This is a genomic window from Anaeromyxobacter paludicola (assembly GCF_023169965.1).
Lineage (GTDB): Bacteria > Myxococcota > Myxococcia > Myxococcales > Anaeromyxobacteraceae > Anaeromyxobacter_B > Anaeromyxobacter_B paludicola.
The window spans coordinates 3,478,957-3,499,718 of sequence record NZ_AP025592.1; the positions used below are offsets into that span (position 1 = coordinate 3,478,957).

Consider the following 20,762-nt stretch of genomic DNA (forward strand, 5'->3'; position numbering starts at 1 on the left):
GCGACCCCTTGCCACGCCGTGCCGCCAGCCGCCGTGCCGGTTGACGCTTTTTTCTCGAGGGACTAGATGGGTGCCCGCCGGTAAGGGGCAGGGCTCCACCGTCAGAGGGTGCACATGCAAAAGAACTCGATCATCCGTCCGCAGCCCAAGGGAGAACGGCTCGCCGTCCTCATGCCGGGTCTCGGCGCCGTGGCCACCACCGCCATCGCCGGCGTGGAGGCCGTGAAGCGCGGCCTCGCCCAGCCCATCGGCAGCTTCACCCAGCTGGGGCACCTCCTCGACGAGAACGGCGGGCACGGCCCGGCCGTCCGCGACGTCCTGCCCATCGTGCCGTTCGAGGACATCGTCTTCGGCGGCTGGGACCCGATCCCGGACAACGTCTACGAGGCCGCCCTCCGGGCCAAGGTCCTCGACAAGGACCTCGTCAACGAGCTCCGGCCGCAGCTCGAGGCCATCAAGCCCATGCCGGCGGTCTTCTCGACCGACTGGGTGCGCCGCCTCGACGGCCCGAACGTCAAGAAGGGCACGAAGAAGCAGCAGGCGGAGGCGCTCATCGCCGACATCCGCGGCTTCCTCGAGAAGAACAAGTGCGCCCGCGGCGTCATGATCTGGACCGGCTCGACCGAGGTGTACGCCGAGGTCGGACCCGCGCACCTGACCATCGAGGCCTTCGAGGCCGGGCTCGAGAAGGACGACCCGACCATCGCGCCGTCGATGATCTACGCCTACGCGGCCATCAAGACCGGCTGCGCCTACCTGAACGGCGCCCCGAACCTCTCGGCCGACATCCCGGCGCTCCGCGAGCTGGCCGAGATCCAGGGCGTCCCGACCGGCGGCAAGGACTTCAAGACCGGCCAGACGCTCATGAAGACCACCATCGCGCCGATGCTCCACGCGCGCCTGCTCGGTCTCCAGGGCTGGTTCTCGACCAACATCCTCGGCAACCGCGACGGCGAGGTGCTCGACGACGCCGCCAGCTTCAAGACCAAGGAGGTCTCGAAGCTCTCGGTCCTCGAGACCATCCTCGACCCCGAGAAGCACCCGGCGCTCTACAGCAACATCAAGCACAAGGTCACGATCCACTACTACCCGCCGCGCGGCGACAACAAGGAAGGGTGGGACGCGATCGACATCGTGGGGTGGCTCGGCTACCCCATGCAGATCAAGATCAACTTCCAGTGCCGCGACTCGATCCTGGCGGCCCCGCTGGCGATCGACCTCGCCCTCCTCGCCGACCTGGCGCAGCGCGCCGGCGAGAAGGGGCCGCAGGAGTGGCTCTCGTTCTTCTTCAAGAGCCCGGTGACCGTGCCCGGCCACGAGACGATCCACGACCTCTTCCAGCAGCAGAGCCACCTGCAGGAGAAGCTCCGCGGCTACGCCCAGCGCGTCGCCGAGGGGCGGACCAGCAAGGTCGGCTAGCCGCGAGCGCTCCCGGACCGGGAGCCCGCCGAAGTCCTCGAGGGCCCGCGGCCAGCGCCGCGGGCCCTCTTCTCTTTGGTGGCCCCGCCCAGGGCTGGCGCCGCGCGCCGCGGGGGCGCATCCCTTCAAGCGCCACCGGGAGGACGCATGGCCAACTCACAGGGTTACCACGAGCCCGTCGAGGAGCTCTCCAGCGAGACCCGCGACCTGCACCGCGCGCTCACCTCCCTCATGGAGGAGCTCGAGGCCGTGGACTGGTACCAGCAGCGGGTCGATGCGATAAAGGACCCGGAGCTGAAGCGGGTCATCGAGCACAACCGGGACGAGGAGAAGGAGCACGCGGCCATGGTGCTCGAGTGGATCCGGCGCCACGATCCCGCCTTCGACCGGCAGCTCCGCGCCAAGCTCTTCAAGGAGGGCGAGATCGCCCATGAGGAGGAGCTGGAGGAGGCCGCCGGTGAGATCCCGCCCCCCGGCGGACGAAAGCCCTGACCCCGGGCCGGCCGTGGCCGGAGCGGCCGACCCCCGACCATTGCCCGGCCCGCGCCGGGCCGCCCGGGCCGGCTTCTCCTTCCTGCGGCGCGCCGCCCCGCCGCTCGACCTGCCCATCCTCGGGCGGACGCTCCTGCACGCCGCCCTGGTCGGCGGCGCGGCGGGGCTCGTCGGCGCCGGGTTCTTCGCCTCTCTCGAGGTGGCCCAGCGCGGGCTCCTGGCCGGCCTCGCCGGCTACGCCCCGCTGCGGGCCTTCGGCGAGACGTTCCTGAAGGAGGGGGCGGCGGGCCCGCCCCGGCTGCTGGTCCTGGCGCTCCTCCCGGCCGCCGGCGGGCTCCTGAGCGGCGTCCTCACCACCTGGCTCGCCCCCGAGGCGGCCGGCGGCGGCGGCGACGCCATCATCCACGCCTACCACCACGGCGGGCGGGTGCGCCGGCGGGTCCTCTGGGTGAAGTGGCTCGCGGCGCTCGGTACGCTCGCCTCGGGCGGCTCGGGCGGCCGCGAGGGGCCGACGATGCAGATCGGCGGCGCCATCGGCGCGCTCGTGGGCCGCGCCCTGCCGGCCACCCGGCGCGAGCGGCGCATCCTCCTCGTGGCCGGGATCGCCGCCGGCATCTCCGCGGTCTTCCGCACCCCCCTCGGCGCGGCGCTGCTGGCGGTGGAGCTCCTCTACCGCGACGACTTCGAGGCCGAGGCGCTCGTCCCGGCGGTGCTCTCGAGCGTCATCGCCTACTCGGTGGTGATCGCGCTCTACGGCGAGACGACGCTCTTCGGGCGGCTGCAGCCCTTCCCGTTCGTGCCCGCCCACCTCCCGCTCTACGCGCTCCTCGCGGTCGCCACCGCCGTCGGGGCCTCGGCCTTCGTGCGGGCGCTGCGGCTGGCGCAGGGGGCCGCGGCGCGCCTCCCGGGGCCGGAGTGGGCCCGCCCGGCGCTGGGCGGCCTCGCCATGGGCACCCTCGGGGCGATGGTGGCGTGGCGGCTCGGGGCGCGGTACGGGCCCGAGGCGGCGCGGCTCGGGGTGTTCGGCGGCGGCTACGGCGTGGCGCAGGCGGCGCTCACCGGCCACCGCGGCCTGCCCGGCGGCTGGGAGCTCGTCGCGCTGCTCCTGCTCCTCTGCGCCGCCAAGCTGGTCGCCTCCGCCCTCACCATCGGCAGCGGCGCCGCGGCGGGCGACTTCGCCCCCTCGCTGGTGGTGGGGGGCCTGCTCGGCAGCGCCTTCGGCCACGCCGCCGCGCTCCTGGTGCGCGATCCGCGCCTCGACCCGGCCGCCTTCGCCCTCGTCGGCATGGGGACCTTCTACGGCGGGGTGGCCCACGCGCCGCTCGCCGCCCTGGTCCTCGTGGCCGAGCTCGCCGGCAGCTACGACCTGCTCGTGCCCATGATGCTCGCGGTGAGCGTCGCGCTCGTCGCCCTGCGCGGCGTCAGCCTCTACCCCGCCCAGCCGGAGAACAAGGCGGGCGCGCCGGACCTGCGCCGGGCGGCGCGCTGGCGGTCGGCCCAGGGGTGGAAGCCGCCGCGGCTGCGGGGCGTGCGCCGGCGGTAGGCGGCGATCCCATTCACCCAGCGACCTCCGCCGTGTCTCTCTGCCAGAGGTCGGGTCGCGCGTGCCCCTCCGCTCGCGTCACGGCCCGAAGAAGCTCAGGGCTCGGCGCGCGAGCGCCGTTCGACCGAGGGAAGCTCGGCGAGTGACTGGCATTGCCGTCAGTCCGCGCGGCGCCTTCTGCCCGGAGCCGCCTCCCGCGCCCGTCAGTCGCGCGCCGAGAGCCCGAGGGTGCCGGCGAGCCCCGCCGGCAGCGCCGACTGGCCGCCCTGCGTGGAGACGCGCCCCAGGGCCGAGAGCCGGATCGAGAGCCAGGAGGCGAGGTCCGCCGAGCCGCTCAGGTAGAGCGCCACGTCGCCGTCGGTCGCGCCGGCCGGCGCGGCCGCGCTCTCGTAGGAGGTCCGCGCGAGGAGCCGCAGCCCGTCGGTGGGCCGCGTCACCGCTTGCAGGTACACGCTCCGCCCCGCCAGCCACCCGAACTCCTCCTGGTAGCCGGCCGAGACGCCGCCGCGCCGGCCGAAGGCGCGCGGCACCGAGACCTCCGGCCCCACCCACTGGCGCGACAGCCCGCTCGTGAGGTCGTCGGCGAGCCCGCCCTGGGCGGTGAGGCTCACCCAGCCCCAGGGGTCGAGGGTGAGGGAGGCGTCGCCGTGCCGCGACGGCCCGGGGAAGCGGGCGGGGGCGGCGAGGTCCGGCGTGGCGAGCCCCTCGTAGCGGTAGCTCGCCGAGACCGAGAGCCGCTCCAGGGGGCGCGCGGAGAGGTCGAGCCGCACGAGGTCGAGGAGCGCCGGGGCGGTGACGTTGCCGCCGGCGCCGACGCGGGCCGAGGCGGCGAGGTCGAGGTCGCGCCCGAAGACCGCCTGGGCGAGCGCCTCGCCCTCGAAGCGGCTCCCGAGCTCCGGCGAGGAGACGAGCGCGAGCCGCGCCTGGCCCCGCGTCCAGGCCGGGCCGAGCTGGCCGTCCTGCGCCAGGTAGACGCCGGCCGTGCTCCGCTTGGTGGTCGGCTCGGTGGTGGCGAGGTCGGGGACGCCGCCGCCGAAGATCCCGATCTCGCCGCGCGCCCCCTTCCAGCCGAGCTGGGCGCCGTCGAAGAGGGTGGCGCCGGGGATGCGCCACGGCAGCACCCGGCCCACCGCCACCGCCCAGGGGCGCTCCGGCTCGCGCAGCGCCACCTCGGCCTCCCAGACGTAGAGCTGGGTCCGGTCGCCGGGGCGGAAGCGGGCGTCGTCGGGCCGGGTGGTCTCGTGGATGGCGGAGAGGTCGGCGTAGAGCCGGTACCCGGCGCCGAGGTCGGCGCCGCGGAGCGCGGCGTCGAGCCGCTCCCGGTTCCAGGCGGTGGCGCCGGTGGAGCTCCAGAGCGCGTGCGAGACGGTCACCTCGGCCACCCCGGCGCCGCCGGCCGGGCGCGGCGCCGAGGGCGTGCCCTTCCACTCGATCCTGGGGAAGGGCGCCGCCGCGAGCGCCGCCTGGCGCGCGGCCGTCTCGGCCGGCGCGAGCGGCGGCGGGAGCCTGGCCGGGGCCGTCCCGGAGGGCGGCGGCGGCGCGGCGAGCGCGAAGGCGTCGCCGGGGCGGAGCCCGGGGCCCGTGCAGGTGGCGTGGTCGGGGCTCACCGCCTCCACCTCGCAGCTCCCGGCCGGCCGGCCGTTGCGCGTGAGCGCCAGGGTCTGGCCCGGCTGGAGCCCGTCGCGGCCGCCGGCGTCGAGGTAGGCGCGGTGCGCGGTGACGTAGCGGACCTCGCCCCGGCCCGGCGCGTGCCGGTGGGGCTTGCGGGGCGCGGGCGGCTGGAGCGCCGGCGCCGCCTCGACGGCCGGGGCCGCCTTCTTGCGCGGCAGCGTCCCGGGGGGCGCGGCGGCGAGGAGCGCGAGCAGCAGGGCGGAGGTGCTCATGGGCTACCCTCCTCCCTGGCCGCTCGGGTGGCACCCGGCGCAGGCCGAGGAGCTCCCGGTGGGGAAGTTGGTCACCCGGCCCACGTGGATCGACGCCACCTGGGCCGCGTCGTGGCAGCCGGCGACGTAGCAGGAGAGCGCTGCCTGTCCGAAGTCGGCGCCGTAGGGCTTGGTGTCGGTCCTCAGCTGCGCGTGGCACCTGAAGCAGTCGGTCGGGTGGCGCGTCCCCGGCGCGATCGCGAACGGGGTGTGGCCGGCGAGGGTGAGCCCGCCGTCGGCGTGGCAGCGCAGGCAGAGCGCGTCGGTGTAGCCGTACGAGGTCGCGGCGACGCTGGCGTGCTGGCCGGCGGCGGTGGCCTGGTCGTGGCTGCCCCCGTGGCACCCGGTGCAGGTCACCTGCGTCCGGTCGGCCGCGTTCACGTGGCAGTCGGAGCAGCCGACGGTGGCGTGCTTGGAGGTGGAGCCGATGGGGAACTTGGTGGTGTGGTCGATCCCCGCCGCGGTGCCGTCGGGGTGGCACTGGTAACAGGAAGGGCTCGACCAGGCGTAGCCCGTGACGCCGGTGTGCCAGGGATCGGTCTGGGCCTGGGTGTGGCAGCCGACGCAGGTGAACTGCCGGAAGGTGTCGTACGGGCCGTGGCAGTCGTCGCACTTCGCCACGGCCGGCGAGGCGTGGACGCCGCCCGCGATGGGGAACTTGGTGTGCGTGGCCGGCGTGGCGCTCGTGAGCCAGGGCGCGCGGGCGTTGCCGCCGCACGCGGCGAGGAGGAGCGCCGCGAGCGCGGCGGCGAGGGGCCTCGGGGAGCGGGTCATCGCGCCGACCTCCGCAGCGCCTGGGAGGCGCCCGAGAACTGGTGGCACTCGTAGCACTTGCGATCCTTGCACTGGAACCCGGCCACCTGGGCGTGGCGCGCCGAGGTCACCGCGCAGGAGTGGCAGCGGGTGCACTGGGCGGTGCCGGTGGAGCAGGCGCCGCTCGCGCCGCCCTGGAAGGCGCCGGCGAGGGTGGTGTGGCAGTCGAGGCAGCGCACCCCGGCGTGCGGGCCGCCCGAGAGCTGGAAGCAGCGGTCGTGGCCGGGGAAGGAGGCGCCCTGGAACCGCCACGGGCCGTGGCAGTCGAGGCAGCGGCCGGTGAAGCCGGCGGCCTGGTGGTCGAGGCCGGTCCGCGCCGCGCGGGAGAGGTCCTTCTGGTGGCACTGCGCGCAGTCCACGGTGGCGCGGGCGAAGGCGCGGTCGCGCCGGTCGCCGTGGCACTCCTCGCAGGGGATGAGCGCGTGACGCCCGGTGAGCGGGAAGTTGGTGCGCCGGTGCGCCTCGACCCCGAAGGCGGGCCGCCACGCCTCGGTGGAGTGGCAGCCCTGGCAGCGGAGGCTGGCGAGGCCGGCGTGCGGGTCGCGGTGGCAGGCGGCGCAGGCGGTCGGGAGCTTCTGCTGGAAGGAGCCCGGGTGGCAGCTCTTGCAGGTGGCCCGGCGGTGGGCGCCCTCGAGCGGGAAGCCGGTCCGCTCGTGCGCGAAGGCGACGTCGCTCCAGCTCTCGCTGGTGTGGCAGGCGGCGCAGTCGGTGCCGGTGGCGTGGCCGGGCGACGCCTGCGGGACCGCCGGGGCCCGCGCCGAGAGGTCGGGCAGGGCCGCCGCCGGCGCGGCGAGGAGGAGGGCGAGGAGCGCAGCGGTCACGGCGTGAACCCCCGGAAGGCGCCCTGGTGGAAGTCGGCGTGGCACCCCTCGCAGGTGCGCGGCAGGCCGCGGTAGCGGCGCACCGGCGCGCCCCCGCCCACCGCGACGGGCGCGTGGCAGGCCTCGCACTTCGCGCGGGCGTGCTTCCCCTGGAGCAGGAAGGTGGTGAAGGGCGGCGCGTGCTGGAAGGAGGTCTGCTTCCAGTCGCGGGTGTCGTGGCAGCGGGCGCAGTCGTCCCGTCCGTTCACGGCGAGCTGCCCGGCGTGCGGGTCCCGGTGGCAGGCGGCGCAGGCGGTCTCGAGCGGCTTGTAGCGCACCGCGCCCGCCGCGCCGGGCGCGTGGCACGAGGCGCAGGCGGCCTTCCCGTGCTTGCCGGTGAGCGGGAACCGGCTGTCCTTCTGGTGGTCGAAGCGGGCCGGCAGGAAGCTCTGCTGCTCGTGGCACGCGGCGCAGCTCTCGCGCGCCATCCGCTCCGGGAACTGGCCGGCGTGCGGGTCGGCGTGGCACTGCTCGCAGCGCTGCGACGGGCCGAGGGAGAAGAGGGCCGGGCTCACCCGCGCCGGCCGCTTCTCGCGCGCGAGCCGGGCGCGCGCCTCCGCCGGCACCCGGTCGGCGAGCCGCGGGTCGTGGACGTGGCAGAGCGAGCAGGCCACGGTCCGGTGGGCGCCCTGGAGCGCGTAGCGGCTCGTCGTGTGGTCCTCGAGGTCGAAGCGGGCCGGCTGCCAGCCCTGCACGGTGTGGCACCGCTCGCAGGCCCCGGCGCGGCTCCCGCCGGTGAGCTGCCCCACGTGCGCGTCGAGGTGGCAGTCGCGGCAGGCCTGGAAGGCGAGGCCGCGGAACCGCGCCGGCTGGCCGGCGAACGGGCCGTGGCAGGCCTGGCAGGCGACGGTCTCGTGCGCGCCCTGGAGCGGGTAGCGGGTCTTCTGGTGGAAGGCGCGCTCCTTCGCGGTGGCGCGCACCTCCGTCCAGGCGAGGGCCGGCGCGTGGCAGCGCTGGCAGTCCTGGCCGAAGCGGGCCTGGTGCGGGTCCTTGTGACAGTCCTGGCACCCGCCGTGGGCGACGGGCCGGTAGCGCGTGAACGCCTCCGGGCTCGCCGGCCGCGTGAGCGCGCCGGGGTCGCGCGCCGGCTCGCGCTCGACCTTGTGGCACTTCGCGCAGGCGACCGGCCGGTGCTTCCCCTCGAGCGGGTAGCCGGTCCGGTCGTGGGCGAAGAGCGACGCCGGCTTCCAGCCCTGGAGGCCGTGGCACTTCTGGCAGTCCTGCGAGAGCTGGCCGCGGTGCTCGTCGAAGTGACAGGAGGCGCAGGCCTGCGGGGCGCCCAGGAAGGTCCGCCGTCCGGGCTCGCGGGCGAGGAGCTGCTTCACGCCGGGGTCGGCGATCCGCGCGGGCGCGTGGCACCCGTCGCACCTCGCCGCGGCGTGCTTCCCCTCGAGCCGGTACCCGGTGCGCGCGTGGTCGAACCGCTCCTTCGGGCCGCCCCAGTCCACCAGGGCGAAGTCGCGCCCCTGGTGCTCGAGGTGGCAGCGGTTGCAGGCCTCGCGGTCCGCCGCCGGGAGCCGGCCGTGGAGGCCGCGCCCCTGCTTCACGCGCCCGGCGAGCTCCTGGTGGCACTCGAGGCAGCGCGCCGCCGAGAGCTGCCCCTTCACCACGTGGCACTTGGTGCACTGCTGGAGCCCCTCGAGCTTCTCGTGCGCCCGCGAGAGCGGGCCGGGCGAGAAGACGTCGGCGCGGGCGGCCGGCGCGGGCGCGGCGAGCGCCGCGGCGAGGAGGGCGAGGAGCGGGAGCCTACTGGAGGCCATAGCCGAGGTAGAGGGAGACGGCGATGTGGGCCGCGATGGCCACCACCAGGAAGCCGGCCAGCGAGGCGTGAAAGACGCGCCAGGCGCGCATGAGCTGCTTCAGCCCGCGGGTGGCGCGGGCGGCCTCGCCCAGGTCGGGGCGCACGAGGCCGTAGATGAACCGGCCCACGACGCCGGTCAGCACCACCACCCCGAGCGCCGAGGCGGTGCCGGTGGCGAGCAGGTTCTTCGACTGGAAGGCGGCGTGGAAGGCGATGACGAGCGGGCTCATGAACCCCACGAAGACGTGGAAGTCGAGCCAGGCCCGGATCGAGCCGAAGCCGGTGAGCGCGCGCGAGCGCTTGCGCGCGGCGTAGAGGAAGTTGGACAGCATGAACCCGGTCGCGACGATGCCGATCCCGTGGCCGAACGGGCCGGAGGAGCGGAGCGAGGGGTGGAGCGGCGAGTGGAGCCGCGCCAGCCGGGGCAGCCGGTAGTAGTCGGCGCCGTGCCAGGCGAGCCACGCCAGGATGGCGCCGCCGGCGAGGACGTAGAGCGACGCGGCCGCCCAGCGGGCCCGCGTCTCGCGCCGCCGCTCGTCGGTCGGGGGAGGCGGCTCCGCCCCGCGCGGCCCGCCGGGCGCCTCGCCGTGGTAGCGCCGCAGCGCCACGCCGGATCGCTCGAGGAGGTCGAGCGGCAGCTCGCCGCCGACGTTCACGATGACGTGGTCGTTGGCGAGCACCTCCCGGTGGCCCTTCACCGTGAGCGCCACCCGGGTCTCGCCCACCTCCGTCACCTCCGACTCGAGCAGCAGCCGGACGCGGCCCGACTGGGCGAGGGCGGCGAGCCGGGCCCGGTTCTTCTCGCGGCAGCGGGTGAGCTCCGGCCCGCGGTAGGAGAGGGTGACCTCGGCGGTGGACTCCTCGGCGAGCTGGGCCGCGGCCTCGACCGCGGCGTCGCCGCCGCCCACCACGAGCACCCGCGCCCCCTCGTACTGCGCCGGGTCGTCGAGCGCGTACACCACCTTCTCGCGCTCCTCGCCCGGGACGCCCAGCTTGCGCGGGCTGCCGCGGCGCCCCACCGCGAGCACCACCTTGCGCGCCGCCACCGGCCCCTGGTCGGTGTCCACCCGGAAGGCGCCGTCCTCCCCGGTGACCCCGGTGACCTTCACCCCCTCCTCCACCGCGAGCCGCGCCTCGCGCACCGCCCGCTGGAAGGTGGCGAGGAGCTCCTCCTTCTCCACCGTGCGCCGGTCGAACCGTCCGAGCGGCGGCAGCTCCAGCGGCTCGGTCATGACGAGCTTCTGGCGCGGGAAGTGGGCCACGGTCCCGCCCACGCTCCCCTGCTCCAGCAGCCGGCAGCTCCGGCCCCGCTGGGAGAGGGCCAGCGCGGTGGCGAGGCCGGCCGGCCCGGCGCCCACCACCGCCACGTCCACCGCGCCGTTCGCCGGCTCGCGGGAGAGCACCTGGTCGAGCCGCTCGGCCACCTGGACGCCCTGCCGCACGGCGTTCTTGATGAGCCCCATCCCGGCGAGCTCGCCGACGATGTGGACCCCGGGCCGGGAGGACTCGAAGAACGCGTCCACCTCCGGCAGGTCCACGCCGCGCTCCAGCGTGCCGAAGACGAGCTTGATGGCGTCCACCGGGCACTCGGCGGCGCAGCGGCCGTGGCCGATGCAGTGGTCGCCGTGGATGAGCGCCCCCGCGCCGTCCACCACCCCGAGGATGTCGCCCTCCGGGCAGGCCTTCACGCAGGAGAGGGAGCCGATGCAGACGTTCGGGTCGATGACGGGGTGGAGCGAGCGCGGCAGGTGCTGGTTGCGCGCCCGCCGCTCGGCCAGGGCGGCCGCGTCGCGCGCCTGCCGCCAGCGCCGTCGGCCGACGTGCGCCGCGCCCAGGACCGCGACCAGCGCGGCGGAGGCGGCGACGATCCAGGCGGTGGCGAGGTCCATGCGAGGGGAGGGGCGCTCCGTCGGCGGCCAACCGAGCGAGTATAAGCTGCCACCATCGGGGAAGCCCTTCGCCGTGGGCGCGCGCCCCCTCGGGGGCTTCCGTTGACAGAACGTGAACGCGGGGCGGTAAACCATCTGCGCCGCTGCGGCTGGCGGATCGCGGGCTTACTACTACGAGGATGGAGGCGAGCCACTCCTCGTCGGCGGAGCCGGCGCGCGGCAAAGAGCGGGAGGGCCCCAAGTTCTCGGGGGACCTCTTCCGGCTCCTCGTCGAGAGCGTCCTCGACTACGCCATCTTCATGCTCGACCCGTCGGGGCACGTCCTCACCTGGAACGCCGGGGCCGAGCGCATCAAGGGCTGGCGGGCGAGCGAGATCATCGGCGCGCACCTGTCGCGCTTCTACACGCCGGAGGACCTGGCGCGCGGCAAGCCGGCCTGGCTGCTCGCGCAGGCCGCCAAGGACGGCCGGGTCGAGGACGAGGGCTGGCGGGTCCGCAAGGACGGCACCCGCTTCTGGGCGCTGGTGGTGCTGACCGCGCTGCGCGACCCCGACGGCGGGCTGCGCGGCTTCGCCAAGGTGACCCGGGACATGTCGGGGCGGCGCAAGGCGGAGCTGGAGCGCGAGGGGCTCCTGCGCGCCCAGGAGGCGGTGCGCGCCCGCGACGAGTTCCTCGCCATCGCCTCGCACGAGCTCAAGACGCCCATCACCGCGCTGCAGCTGCAGGTCCAGTCGCTCTTGCGCCACGCCGAGGCCAAGGGCTCCGACCCGGCGCTGGCCCCCCGGCTCGAGTCGGTGCTGCGGCAGGCGGAGCGGCTCACGCGGCTCGTCGAGGGCTTCTCCGACGTGGTCCGGGTGAACACCGGGACGCTCGATCTCTCGCGCGAGCGGCTCGACCTCGGGGAGCTGGTCCGGTCGGTGGTGGCGCGCTTCGCGGACGACCTCGAGCGCGCCCGCTGCAAGCTCGAGCTCTCCACGCCGGAGCCCGTGATGGGTCGCTTCGACCGGACGCGGCTCGAGCAGGTGGTCGTGAGCCTGCTCGGCAACGCGGTGAAGTACGGCGCTGGCAAGCCGGTGCACGTCTCCGTCCAGGGCGCGGGGCCGCGGGCGCTGCTCACGGTGCGGGACGAGGGGATCGGCATTCCACCCGAGTTCCAGTCGCGCGTCTTCGACCGGTTCGCGCGGGCGGTGTCCACCCGACATTACGGCGGTTTCGGCCTCGGGCTCTGGATGGTGGTGCAGATCGTCCAGGCGCACGGGGGGTCGGTCGGCATCGAGAGCGCGCCGGGACGGGGAGCGTCCTTCGAGGTGGAGCTGCCCCGCGGAGAGGACAGTTCTGGTTAGCCCAAGAGGGACGCGCTCGCTCGCTCCCTCGCCGTGGCGCATCCCGCGGGTTCGTGCTTGGATGCGCCCCCGATGCACGCATCCACCCCCCGGCACGATCCCCTGCCCGTAACCCGGCCTGCCTCCTACGACGTCCTCGTCGTGGACGACGACGCGGACATCCGCGAGACGGTCGAGGAGATCCTCTCCTGCGAAGGCTTCGAGGTCGCGACGGCGCGCAACGGCGCCGAGGCGCTCGAGCGGCTGCGCGCCGGCGTGCCGCGCCTCATCCTGCTCGACCTGTTCATGCCGGTGATGGACGGCGTGGAGTTCCGCCGCAACCAGCTCGCCGACCCCGCGCTCGCCGGCGTCCCCACGGTGGTCATCTCGGCCGCCGACGCGCTCGAGCTCCGCGTCTCGACCCTCCACCTCACCGGCGCGCTCGAGAAGCCGCTGCACCTCGACGTGCTCATGCAGACCGTCGAGCGCTTCTGCTGCTGAGCGCCGCCGCGGCGCCGCCCCCACTCCCCGGAGGACCCCCGATGGTCGTGCTGCACGCCCACCTCACGCTCGCGCCCGGCGCGCGCGCCCGCTTCGAGGCGCTGCTCGCGCCCCTGGTCCCCGCCTCGCGCGCGGAGCCCGGCTGCCTGAGCTACGCCGCCTACCGCTCGCTCGAGGCAGAGGACGAGGTGGTGTTCGTGGAGGAGTGGGAGAGCTGGGACGTGCTCCAGGCCCACTTCGGCACGCCGCACTTCAGGGCCTACGACGGGGCGGTGGGCGCGCTGCTCGCCGCGCCGAAGCGCGTCCGCGTCTACGAGGTCGCGAGCCACCGCGACCTGTAGCCCCCCGGCGCGGCCCGCTACCCGAGCCGCAGGCCGAGGATGGCGAGGTCCCGCTCGACGCCGTCGAGCAGCGCCACCCTGGGGAGGAAGCCCCAGCGCTCGAAGCCGTGGCGCCGGAAGAGCGCCAGGCTCGGCTCGTTGTGGCCGAAGACGAAGGCGACCAGGTTCTTCACCGCCATCGACGGCGCGCGGGCCAGGAGCTCGCCGAGCAGGGTGCGCGCGACGCCGCGCCGCGCCGCCTCGGGCGCGACGTAGATCGACACCTCGGCGGTGCCGGAGTAGGCGCAGCGCCCGTAGAAGTCCTGCAGGCTCACCCAGCCGAGGATGCGCCCGTCCTCCTCGAGGACCCAGAGCGGCCGCCGCGCGGGGTGGTGGGCCTGGAACCAGGGGGTGCGCTGCGCCACCGACACCGGCTCGAGGTCGGCGGTGGCGAGGCGGCCGGGGATGGAGGCGTTGTAGATCTCGACGATACGGGGCAGGTCGTCGAGGGCGGCGTCGCGGATCATCGCGGGGCTCCGGCGTAGAGGTCGATGACCTCGTCCAGGGTGGCCCGGCAGACGGCGCAGAACGGCACGTCGTCGCGGGTGAACATGACGCAGTCCTCCTGCGGGCGGAAGTAGCCCTTGGCCTCGTAGTTGGCGCCCTCGAAGGCGCCCACGGCGCGGCCGTAGCGGTCCTTCCCCAGGAGCTCCTCCTCGGCCCGCTTCTGCGCGCTGAAGAGCCGGTCGATCTCCTCCTCGGGCCGGCCCTGCTGGCGCAGCTTCTTGCGCTCCTCCTGGAACGTCCGCGCCTCGCGCGAGAAGCGCTCCTCCTGCCACGGCGTGGGGAGCGGCGTGCCGGCGGTGACGAGCGCCCTCCACTTCAGCTTCGCCGGGTCGGCGGTGGCGCTGGCGTTCCGCTCCCAGGGCTCGACCCGCTCCTCGGGGGCGGGCCCGTAGACCGGATCGGAGGTGAAGTACTCGTCGGCGAGGCCGGCGAGGTGGTGCCCGAGCTCGTGCACGAAGACGTACGGCGCCCAGAGGCTGTCGGCGGCCGCGGTGGCGTACAGGTTGAAGATGCCGCCGCCGCCGTAGGTGCGGCCGTTCACCAAAATCTCGACCGCGTCGTAGGGCGCGTACGAGGCGACGTCGCGCCAGGTCCGGTTCTCGAACGTGAGCACGTAGCGCTCGGCGCCGAAGGCGTCGTAGCCGGCGCCGAGGGGGCTGCGCCGGTGCACCCCGCTCGAGGGGCGCGAGACGCCGCTCTCCTGCGCCGGCGGGCAGAGCCCCCACACGTTGAAGTCCTTCCGGCGCTCCTTGAAGGGCGACTTCTGGAACAGCGCCTCGGTGAGCTTCCGCGCGTCGGCCACGAACTTGTCGCGCTCCTTGGCGGTGTAGCCGTCGCCCAGGATGAGCAGGTCGAGCTTCTGCTCGGGGGGGCCGCTCCGCTGGAGCTCGACGAGCGGGCCGGGGGAGGGCGGGGGCGACGGGTCGATGGCCGGGTCGGCGGGGTCGACCGTGAAGGTCCAGACCTCGCGGAAGGCGTTCTCGGCGTCGCGCTTCTTCACCGACACCTGCACCGGCCCGGCCGGGCGGGGGAAGCGCAGCGACTCGGAGAAGCTGCGGCGCACCCGCTTCGCCTCGGGGGTGGTCTCCCACTCGCCGAAGATGGTCGCGAACCCGCGCGAGTAGAGGAGCCGGTTGGTGGCCCGGTCGCGCACCTCGAACAGGTAGCGGCCGAGGTTGGTCTCGTCGATGGGCCGCGCCGGGTTGCCCGGGAAGGGCAGCGGCTCGAGCACGAGCCGGTCGAGGCTGAACATCTCGGTCGCGGCGTCGCCGCCGTGGACGTAGTCCACGCGCAGGGTCCGTGGCGTGGGCTGGGCGGCGAGGAGGGCCGCGAGGAGTGGGGCGAGCGTCATGGGGGGCGCAGTGTAGCGCGGGCGGCGCGCGCCGTGCGGCCCGACTCCGCCGCTCCGGCTCCCCATGTCGCCCCGCCCCGGTTACGATGGGCCCATGCGCATCGTCATCGTCGGGGCCGGCGGCGTCGGAGGGCTCCTCGCCGGGCTCCTCTCCCAGGCCGGCGAGGAGGTCGCGGTGGTCGCCCGCGGCGCCCACCTCGCCGCCATCCGCGAGCACGGCCTCCGGGTCGAGGGGGACATGGGCAGCTTCACGGCCCGGGTGGAGGCGACCGACTCCCTCGACGCGCTCGCGCCGGCCGACGCGGTGCTGGTCGCCACCAAGGCCTGGCAGGTGGCGGACGTCGCGCCGAAGCTCGCGCGCCTCGTGCGCGAGGGCACGGTGGTGGTCCCGCTCCAGAACGGCGTCGAGGCGGCGCTGACGCTGCTCGGCGGGCTCTGGCCCGGGCCGGTGCTGGGCGGGCTCTGCGCCGTCTTCTCCTGGATCGACGCGCCGGGCGTCATCCGCATGGTCGGGCCGCCGATCTGGGTCAAGGTCGGCGAGTGGCCGAAGGGGCGCAGCGCCCGGGTGGAGGCGCTCTGCGAGGTGCTGCGCCGCGCCGGCGTGGACGCCCGCCCGCAGGAGGACGTCGAGGCGGCCGCCTGGGAGAAGTTCCTCTTCATCGACCCGTTCGGCGCCTGCGGGGCGCTCGCGGCCGCGCCCATCGGCGCGGTGCGCACCACGCCGGAGACGCGGGCGCTCCTCGAGCAGCTGGTCCACGAGGTCGGGACGCTGGCGCGGGCGCGCGGGGTCCACCTCTCGCTCGAGGCCGAGGCCCGCACGATCGCCTGGTTCGACCGGCTGGCGCCCGACTCGACGGCCTCCATGCAGCGCGACCTCGCCGCCGGGCGCCCGTCGGAGCTCGTCGATCAGGTCGGCGCCGTGGTCCGCATGGCGGCCGAGTCGGGCGTGGGCGCCCCGGCGCACCGCTTCGCGCTGGCGGCGCTCCTGCCGCGCGAGCAGGCGGCCCGGGAGAAGGCGGGGCTCGGGAGGAAGTAGGCCGCGGGGTCGTCCTGGCCGCCCCTCCCCCGCGGCTCGCCGGGGTCCGGCTACGCCTTCGCGAGCGACGACACCTGCGCCTCGCGGCGCGGCTGGTTGCGCGGCTCGGGCACCGGGGCGGGCGGGGGCTCGAGCTCGAGGAGCGTCGGCATCCCGCGGGCGTTGGCCTGGCGCACGAACTCGTAGCGGTCGGTCTCGAGGGCGGCCGCGAGGCTCGCGGCGAGGTTGCGCAGGTCCACGTGCCGGCTCTCGGCGAGCTCGGCCGCGCCGCGCCGGGCCTCCACGCTGCGCCGGTGGAGCGTGCGCAGCCGGGCCTGGGCGGCCTGCCGCTCGAGCTCGAGGTGCACCCGCTCCCGCTCGGCCCGCTCGAGGAGCTCCTCGCGGCGGACGCGCTCGGTCAGCGTGCGGAACCGCTCCACGTCCCACGCCCGCGCCGCGACGAGCAAGGCCTCGCGCTGCGCGGTGAGCCGCTCGGCGACCTGGATGAGGCAGGCGACGGCGAGCGGCACGATGAGGGCGAGCAGGAAGAAGGCGAAGCGGGCGGTGCGGACCGAGTCGCTCCCCTGGAAGATCTGGGCCGCGGTCTCGGCGGTGGGCCGGAGCGAGCCGAGGAGCCAGGCGGTGATGGACGCGAGCAGCGCCGCGCCGCCCATGGAGAAGCCGATCCAGAGCTTGTGCCGGGTGGCCCCCTCGCCGCGGTACAGGTCGAGGCCGCGCCGCAGCGCCACGTGGGCGAAGACGAAGAGGCTGGTGGCCGCGCCGAGCGCGAAGACCGAGCCGAGCACGATGCCGATGGGGTTCCGCCTCACCTCGGCGCCGAGGTGCAGGGTGTCGATGCCGATGGCCGACAGGTAGGGCACCGCGAACTGCCAGGCCTGGGCGAGGAGCAGGAGGGCGGAGAAGACGTAGATGGCCATCACGCCGCCGAGGCTCGGGACGGGCGGGCGACCCATCTGCTCCGGCGTGGCCTCCACCACCTGCGGGGCCGCCGCCGCGCCGCTCGCGATGGCCTGGTCGAGGTCGCGCAGGAGCCCGTCCACCCGGCCCGCCTGCTCGGCGGCCTGCTCGGTGATCCGGTCGAGGTCCTCCTTGGCGGTCCGGATCTCCTGGGCCGCGACCGGACCCTCGATCTGCACCAGCGCGTCGATCCAGGCGTCGGCGCTGGCGGGGGGCGGCAGGGCGCCGGCGGGCTGGATCGCGGGGAGCGGTGCGGCGGCCTCGACCGCCACCACCTTCCCCTGCTCCACGGACACGCGCAGGGGGAGCTCGTCCTGCGGGACCGGGAGCTCGCCGACGTAGTGCGAGAGCCGGAACCGGAGGTAGTCCTCGAGCTTCACGCCCGCGCCGACGGCGAGGTACGCCTGCCACCAGGCCGACCACTGCGACCGGACGAGGGGCTTGATCCGCTTGTACTTCGGCAGATCGAGCGACGGCAGGCTGTGCGAAGCCACCTTCGCCGAGAGCAGGCCGACGAGCCGCTGCGCGAGCCCCTGCGGAGCCGCGGGCGCGCCCGGAGCGCGGTTATCGTTGCTGGGAGCTGCCACGCCTTCCTCCAGTTCCACGAAGCGCGATTCTAGATCCGTCGCTCCTCTACCACCTATCCGGCCCTGCGAGTGCTCGCCCGGTCGAGCGACCCTCACCGGGTGAGCGCGGTTGAAACCACTCGGAAACCCGATTCCTTCCCGTTCGGGTTGGCTGGCGGTCGGGGAGCGACCGGGCCACCTCACGCGAGTTTGGTCATCCCTCCGCCTACACGGAACCGAGCGCCCGAAGTGGTCCGCCCGGGGCCACCGCAGGGGCCCGCGGCCGCCGCGAGGCTGCTATCTTCGCGCCGCGGCGCCGTCGCGCCCCGGAGGTCCCTTGCGAGCAGAGCCCGTCTCCCCGGCCGACGTGAACCACCCCGCCCGCGGCCCCCTCCTCGTGTTCGCGGTGCTCTGCCTCGCCGGGCTGGCGGTGGCGGGGGACCTGACCCTCATCCACACCCGGGTCCACGCCAGCGAGAGCTACCGCAGCTTCTGCTCCATCAGCGAGGCGGTGAACTGCGACAGCGTGGCGCGGAGCCGCTGGTCGATCTTCCTCGGCCTGCCGGTGTCGGTCTGGGGGCTCGTGGGCTACGCGCTCATGGGGGCGCTCGCCGCGACCGGGCTCTCGGCGCGCCGCGGCTGGCCCTCGGGCCTCCTCCTGCTCCTCTCGGGCGCCGCGGTGGGGGGCTCGGTGGCGCTGGCGCTGGTGAGCAAGCTCGTCCTGCACTCCTGGTGCATCCTCTGCATGGCGTCCTGGACGGTGAACCTGCTGCTCTTCGCCACCGCCCTCGTCGCCGCGCGCCGGCTGGGCGGCCCCGGCAGCGCGCTCCGGCAGGATCTCTCGGCGGCGTGGCGGCGGCGGCGCGAGGCGGCGCTCGCGCTGGTGGTGCTCGCGGCCGGGGTCGGCGCCCTCTGGACGCGCTACCCGCGCTACTGGCAGGAGGCGCGCACCGGCCCGGGCGGCCACCGCGTCGGCGAGGAGCACGGCGCGCCCTGGATCGGCGCCGCCCACCCGAAGGTCACCGTCACCCTCTGGAACGGGCACGCCTGCGAGGACTGCGGCGCCGCGCACCGGCGGCTGCGGCGGCTCCTCGGCGAGCACCCCGAGGCGCTGCGGGTGGTCCACCGGGCCGCCAGCGACGACCCGCTCGAGCGCGCCGCCTGGTGCGCCGGCCGCCAGGAGCGGTTCTGGGAGCTCGAGGACGCGCTCTACCGGGCGGAGGAGGACGGCGTGGCCGATCCGCGGGTCGCGGCGGTGCGGGTGGGCGCCGATCCCGACGCGCTCTCGCGCTGCGCCGGCTCCGGCAAGGCGGCGCGCGCGGTCGAGGACGACCTCCGGCTCGGCCGGGCGCACGGCGTGACCGCCCCGCCGGCGCTGGAGCTCGACGGCAAGGTCTACGGGGTGGACGACGGCGTGGCCGAGGTGGAGCGCCGTCTCGGCAAGGCCCCGGCCGCCGCCGGCGACCTCTGGCTCAGGTAGGGCCCGCGCCGCGCCGCGCGGCGAGCGCGCCGAGCCCGGTGGCGCACAGGGCCGCGCCCGCGGCGCAGACGCCGGTCCAGCCGAACCGCGCCCAGGCGAAGGCGCCGAGCCCGGTCCCGGAGGCGCCGCCGGCGAAGTAGGTGACCATGTAGAGCATGTTGAGCCGGCTGCGCGCCTCCGACCGGAGGGCGTGGACGCGCGACAGGTTCGCGACGTGGTTCACCTGCACGCCGAGGTCGAGCAGGAGCACCCCGGCCACGAGCCCCGCGAGCGCGAAGGCGGGCACCGCGAAGACGGCGAAGGCGGCGAGGGTGATGACGAGGCCGAGCCCGGCGATGCGCCGGCGCGGGAGCCGATCGGCGAAGCGGCCGGTCACGGTGGCGCCGAGCGCCCCGGCCACGCCGACCAGGCCGAACAGGCCGGCCGCCTGGCTGCCGAGCCCGAACCGCTCCTCGAGCAGGAACACGAGCGTGGTCCAGAAGGCGCTGAAGGCCGCGAAGCCGAGGGCCCCGAGCGCCGCCGCCTCGCGCAGCACCGGCTCGTCGCGCACCAGCCGCGGCAGGGACGCGAGGAGCGCGCCGTAGCGGACCGGCTCGGCCGGCCGGCTGCGCGGGAGGAGCGCGCGGAGCGAGAGCGCGAGGAGCACCATGACGGCGGCGGCGGCGAGGTAGACCGCCCGCCAGCCGAGGTGCGCCCCGAGGACGCCGCTCGCGGTGCGCGCGAGCAGGATGCCCACGAGGAGCCCGCCCATGACGGCGCCCACCACCCGCCCGCGCTCCTGCGGGCGCGCCAGGTGGGCCGCGAGCGGCACGGCGATCTGCGGCACCACCGTGGTGCAGCCGACCGCGAAGGAGGCGCCGGCGAGCACGGGCACCGAGGGCGCGGCGGCGCAGGCGCAGAGCGACACCGTCACCGCGCCGAGGAGCCAGAGCATGAGCCCCCGCCGCTCGAGCGCGTCGCCGAGGGGGACGAAGAGGAACAGGCCGGCGGCGTAGCCGAGCTGCGTCAGCATCGACACCAGGCCGAGCTCGCGCAGGGAGGCGCCGAGGTCGCGCCCCACCAGCGCGAGCAGGGGCTGCAGGTAGTAGAGGTTCGCCACGCTCACGCCCGCGGTGACCGCGAGCACCGCGAGCTGCGTCCGGGTGAGCCCCTGCCCCTCGGCGGTCTCGCTCACGTCCGGCCCCCGCGCGCCCAGAGCTCCACCTGGCCCACCGCGAACGGCACCGCCGCGTCCACCCGGAGCACCCGGGCGCCGAGCGAGAAGGGGGCGAAGCCGCGCGCGGCAAGCGTCTCCGCCTCGTACGGCGTGAAGCCGCCCTCCGGGCCGATGGCGAGCAGCACCTCGCGCGCGGCGGGGGCCGGGAGCCCGTCGAGCGTGGGGCTCGCGCCGGGGTGGGCCACGAGCCGGGCCGCGCCCCCGAAGCGCCGGTCGAGCTCGTCCTCGACGAAGGGCTTGAAGTGGCGGAAGAGCGCCACCTCCGGCAGCGCCGTGTCCTTCCCCTGCTCGAGGCCGAGCAGGAGCTGCTCCCGGATCGCCGCCGGCGCGAGCAGCGGCGAGGCGAAGTAGCTCTTCTCGACGCGGTAGGTGCCGAGGAGCGCGATCCGCTTCACGCCCATGCTGGCCGCCGACTGGAGCACCTTGCGCAGGATCTTCGGCCGCGGCAGGGCGAGGAGCAGCGACACCGGCGAGGGGGGCGGCGGCGGCGCGTCGAGCGCGGCGCGGAGCACGAGCAGGTCGGGCGAGCTCTCGAGCACGGTGGCCCGGCCCATCCGGCCGCCCACGACGCCGACCGCCAGGGTGTCGCCGGCCGCGGCGCGCAGCACCTCCCCGGCGTGGCGCGCCCGGCGCCCGTCCAGCCGGGCCACGCCGGCGTCGTCGAGCTCGCCGTCCTCGAGCAGGAGCAGGTTCACGGGGGCGCTTTT

At 75.6% G+C, this 20,762-nt stretch carries 18 protein-coding genes; 8 read left to right on the forward strand and 10 right to left on the reverse strand.

Features of this window, described 5'->3' with window-relative positions:
• The first annotated feature begins 114 nt into the window (after window positions 1-114).
• From AMPC_RS15625 to AMPC_RS15635, 3 genes are all read left to right on the forward strand, one after another.
• Window positions 115-1,419, forward strand: coding sequence for an inositol-3-phosphate synthase (locus AMPC_RS15625; RefSeq protein WP_248342344.1), 1,305 nt, complete (start codon window positions 115-117; stop codon window positions 1,417-1,419).
• Window positions 1,420-1,566: 147 nt separating this feature from the next.
• On the forward strand, window positions 1,567-1,911 hold the full coding sequence (locus tag AMPC_RS15630) for a ferritin-like domain-containing protein (protein ID WP_248342345.1): 345 nt from the start codon (window positions 1,567-1,569) through the stop codon (window positions 1,909-1,911).
• 40 nt (window positions 1,912-1,951) lie between these two features.
• Window positions 1,952-3,454 (forward strand): chloride channel protein, encoded by a 1,503-nt coding sequence (locus tag AMPC_RS15635; protein WP_248342346.1) that lies wholly within the window; start codon window positions 1,952-1,954, stop codon window positions 3,452-3,454.
• A gap of 203 nt (window positions 3,455-3,657) precedes the next feature.
• Here AMPC_RS15635 and AMPC_RS15640 read toward each other — a convergent pair whose 3' ends face one another.
• The 5 genes from AMPC_RS15640 to AMPC_RS15660 are packed head-to-tail and all read right to left on the reverse strand — an operon-like array spanning window position 3,658 to window position 10,739.
• Window positions 3,658-5,337, reverse strand: a complete 1,680-nt coding sequence (locus AMPC_RS15640; protein ID WP_248342347.1) for a hypothetical protein — start codon at window positions 5,335-5,337, stop codon at window positions 3,658-3,660.
• Between the two features lie 3 nt (window positions 5,338-5,340).
• Window positions 5,341-6,150, reverse strand: coding sequence for a hypothetical protein (locus AMPC_RS15645; RefSeq protein WP_248342348.1), 810 nt, complete (start codon window positions 6,148-6,150; stop codon window positions 5,341-5,343).
• Window positions 6,147-7,010 carry a cytochrome C gene (locus tag AMPC_RS15650; RefSeq protein ID WP_248342349.1) on the reverse strand — a complete coding sequence of 288 codons (864 nt, stop codon included), beginning with the start codon at window positions 7,008-7,010 and terminating at the stop codon, window positions 6,147-6,149. The genes AMPC_RS15645 and AMPC_RS15650 overlap by 4 nt, the downstream gene beginning before the upstream one ends.
• Window positions 7,007-8,809, reverse strand: coding sequence for a hypothetical protein (locus tag AMPC_RS15655; RefSeq protein WP_248342350.1), 1,803 nt, complete (start codon window positions 8,807-8,809; stop codon window positions 7,007-7,009). The genes AMPC_RS15650 and AMPC_RS15655 overlap by 4 nt, the downstream gene beginning before the upstream one ends.
• Window positions 8,796-10,739 carry an FAD-dependent oxidoreductase gene (locus AMPC_RS15660; protein ID WP_248342351.1) on the reverse strand — a complete coding sequence of 648 codons (1,944 nt, stop codon included), beginning with the start codon at window positions 10,737-10,739 and terminating at the stop codon, window positions 8,796-8,798. The genes AMPC_RS15655 and AMPC_RS15660 overlap by 14 nt, the downstream gene beginning before the upstream one ends.
• A gap of 179 nt (window positions 10,740-10,918) precedes the next feature.
• On the opposite strand from AMPC_RS15660, the gene AMPC_RS15665 reads away from it, so the two are divergent.
• The 3 genes from AMPC_RS15665 (at window position 10,919) to AMPC_RS15675 (ending at window position 12,903) form a co-directional block, all read left to right on the forward strand.
• Window positions 10,919-12,082 (forward strand): PAS domain-containing sensor histidine kinase, encoded by a 1,164-nt coding sequence (locus tag AMPC_RS15665; protein WP_248342352.1) that lies wholly within the window; start codon window positions 10,919-10,921, stop codon window positions 12,080-12,082.
• A 72-nt stretch (window positions 12,083-12,154) separates the two neighbouring features.
• Window positions 12,155-12,562 (forward strand): response regulator, encoded by a 408-nt coding sequence (locus tag AMPC_RS15670; protein WP_248342353.1) that lies wholly within the window; start codon window positions 12,155-12,157, stop codon window positions 12,560-12,562.
• Between the two features lie 41 nt (window positions 12,563-12,603).
• Window positions 12,604-12,903: a putative quinol monooxygenase gene (locus AMPC_RS15675; protein WP_248342354.1), complete on the forward strand. Its 300-nt coding sequence runs from the start codon at window positions 12,604-12,606 to the stop codon at window positions 12,901-12,903.
• Between the two features lie 17 nt (window positions 12,904-12,920).
• Here the strand turns inward: AMPC_RS15675 and AMPC_RS15680 are convergent, their stop codons facing one another.
• Entirely contained in the window at window positions 12,921-13,409 is a 489-nt protein-coding gene (locus AMPC_RS15680; RefSeq protein WP_248342355.1) for a GNAT family N-acetyltransferase, read from the reverse strand.
• Window positions 13,406-14,800 carry an IgA Peptidase M64 gene (locus AMPC_RS15685; protein WP_248342356.1) on the reverse strand — a complete coding sequence of 465 codons (1,395 nt, stop codon included), beginning with the start codon at window positions 14,798-14,800 and terminating at the stop codon, window positions 13,406-13,408. Before AMPC_RS15685 ends, AMPC_RS15680 begins: the two co-directional genes overlap by 4 nt.
• A gap of 94 nt (window positions 14,801-14,894) precedes the next feature.
• Here AMPC_RS15685 and AMPC_RS15690 point away from each other — a divergent pair, with 94 nt between their 5' ends.
• Window positions 14,895-15,836: a 2-dehydropantoate 2-reductase gene (locus AMPC_RS15690; protein ID WP_248342357.1), complete on the forward strand. Its 942-nt coding sequence runs from the start codon at window positions 14,895-14,897 to the stop codon at window positions 15,834-15,836.
• A 50-nt stretch (window positions 15,837-15,886) separates the two neighbouring features.
• Here the strand turns inward: AMPC_RS15690 and AMPC_RS15695 are convergent, their stop codons facing one another.
• Window positions 15,887-17,398, reverse strand: a complete 1,512-nt coding sequence (locus tag AMPC_RS15695; protein WP_248342358.1) for a hypothetical protein — start codon at window positions 17,396-17,398, stop codon at window positions 15,887-15,889.
• A 298-nt stretch (window positions 17,399-17,696) separates the two neighbouring features.
• Between AMPC_RS15695 and AMPC_RS15700 the strand changes: the two genes are divergently transcribed.
• A complete protein-coding gene (locus AMPC_RS15700; protein ID WP_248342359.1) occupies window positions 17,697-18,839 on the forward strand; it encodes a vitamin K epoxide reductase family protein in 1,143 nt (380 codons plus the stop codon).
• On the opposite strand, the gene AMPC_RS15705 is transcribed toward AMPC_RS15700, so the two are convergent.
• Window positions 18,832-20,013: an MFS transporter gene (locus tag AMPC_RS15705; RefSeq protein ID WP_248342360.1), complete on the reverse strand. Its 1,182-nt coding sequence runs from the start codon at window positions 20,011-20,013 to the stop codon at window positions 18,832-18,834. The two genes, AMPC_RS15700 and AMPC_RS15705, sit on opposite strands and share 8 nt — an antisense overlap.
• Window positions 20,010-20,750 (reverse strand): 16S rRNA (uracil(1498)-N(3))-methyltransferase, encoded by a 741-nt coding sequence (locus tag AMPC_RS15710; RefSeq protein ID WP_248342361.1) that lies wholly within the window; start codon window positions 20,748-20,750, stop codon window positions 20,010-20,012. The genes AMPC_RS15705 and AMPC_RS15710 overlap by 4 nt, the downstream gene beginning before the upstream one ends.
• Window positions 20,751-20,762 lie beyond the last annotated feature (12 nt).

Bases quoted from the DNA above. Each gene is read 5' to 3' on its own strand.
- AMPC_RS15625 (WP_248342344.1), top strand. From the start codon at position 115: ATGCAAAAGAACTCGATCATCCGTCCGCAGCCCAAGGGAGAACGGCTC.
- AMPC_RS15630 (WP_248342345.1), top strand. From the start codon at position 1,567: ATGGCCAACTCACAGGGTTACCACGAGCCCGTCGAGGAGCTCTCCAGC.
- AMPC_RS15640 (WP_248342347.1), bottom strand. From the start codon at position 5,337: ATGAGCACCTCCGCCCTGCTGCTCGCGCTCCTCGCCGCCGCGCCCCCC.
- AMPC_RS15645 (WP_248342348.1), bottom strand. From the start codon at position 6,150: ATGACCCGCTCCCCGAGGCCCCTCGCCGCCGCGCTCGCGGCGCTCCTC.
- AMPC_RS15655 (WP_248342350.1), bottom strand. From the start codon at position 8,809: ATGGCCTCCAGTAGGCTCCCGCTCCTCGCCCTCCTCGCCGCGGCGCTC.
- AMPC_RS15660 (WP_248342351.1), bottom strand. From the start codon at position 10,739: ATGGACCTCGCCACCGCCTGGATCGTCGCCGCCTCCGCCGCGCTGGTC.
- AMPC_RS15665 (WP_248342352.1), top strand. From the start codon at position 10,919: ATGGAGGCGAGCCACTCCTCGTCGGCGGAGCCGGCGCGCGGCAAAGAG.
- AMPC_RS15670 (WP_248342353.1), top strand. From the start codon at position 12,155: ATGCACGCATCCACCCCCCGGCACGATCCCCTGCCCGTAACCCGGCCT.
- AMPC_RS15675 (WP_248342354.1), top strand. From the start codon at position 12,604: ATGGTCGTGCTGCACGCCCACCTCACGCTCGCGCCCGGCGCGCGCGCC.
- AMPC_RS15680 (WP_248342355.1), bottom strand. From the start codon at position 13,409: ATGATCCGCGACGCCGCCCTCGACGACCTGCCCCGTATCGTCGAGATC.
- AMPC_RS15685 (WP_248342356.1), bottom strand. From the start codon at position 14,800: ATGACGCTCGCCCCACTCCTCGCGGCCCTCCTCGCCGCCCAGCCCACG.
- AMPC_RS15690 (WP_248342357.1), top strand. From the start codon at position 14,895: ATGCGCATCGTCATCGTCGGGGCCGGCGGCGTCGGAGGGCTCCTCGCC.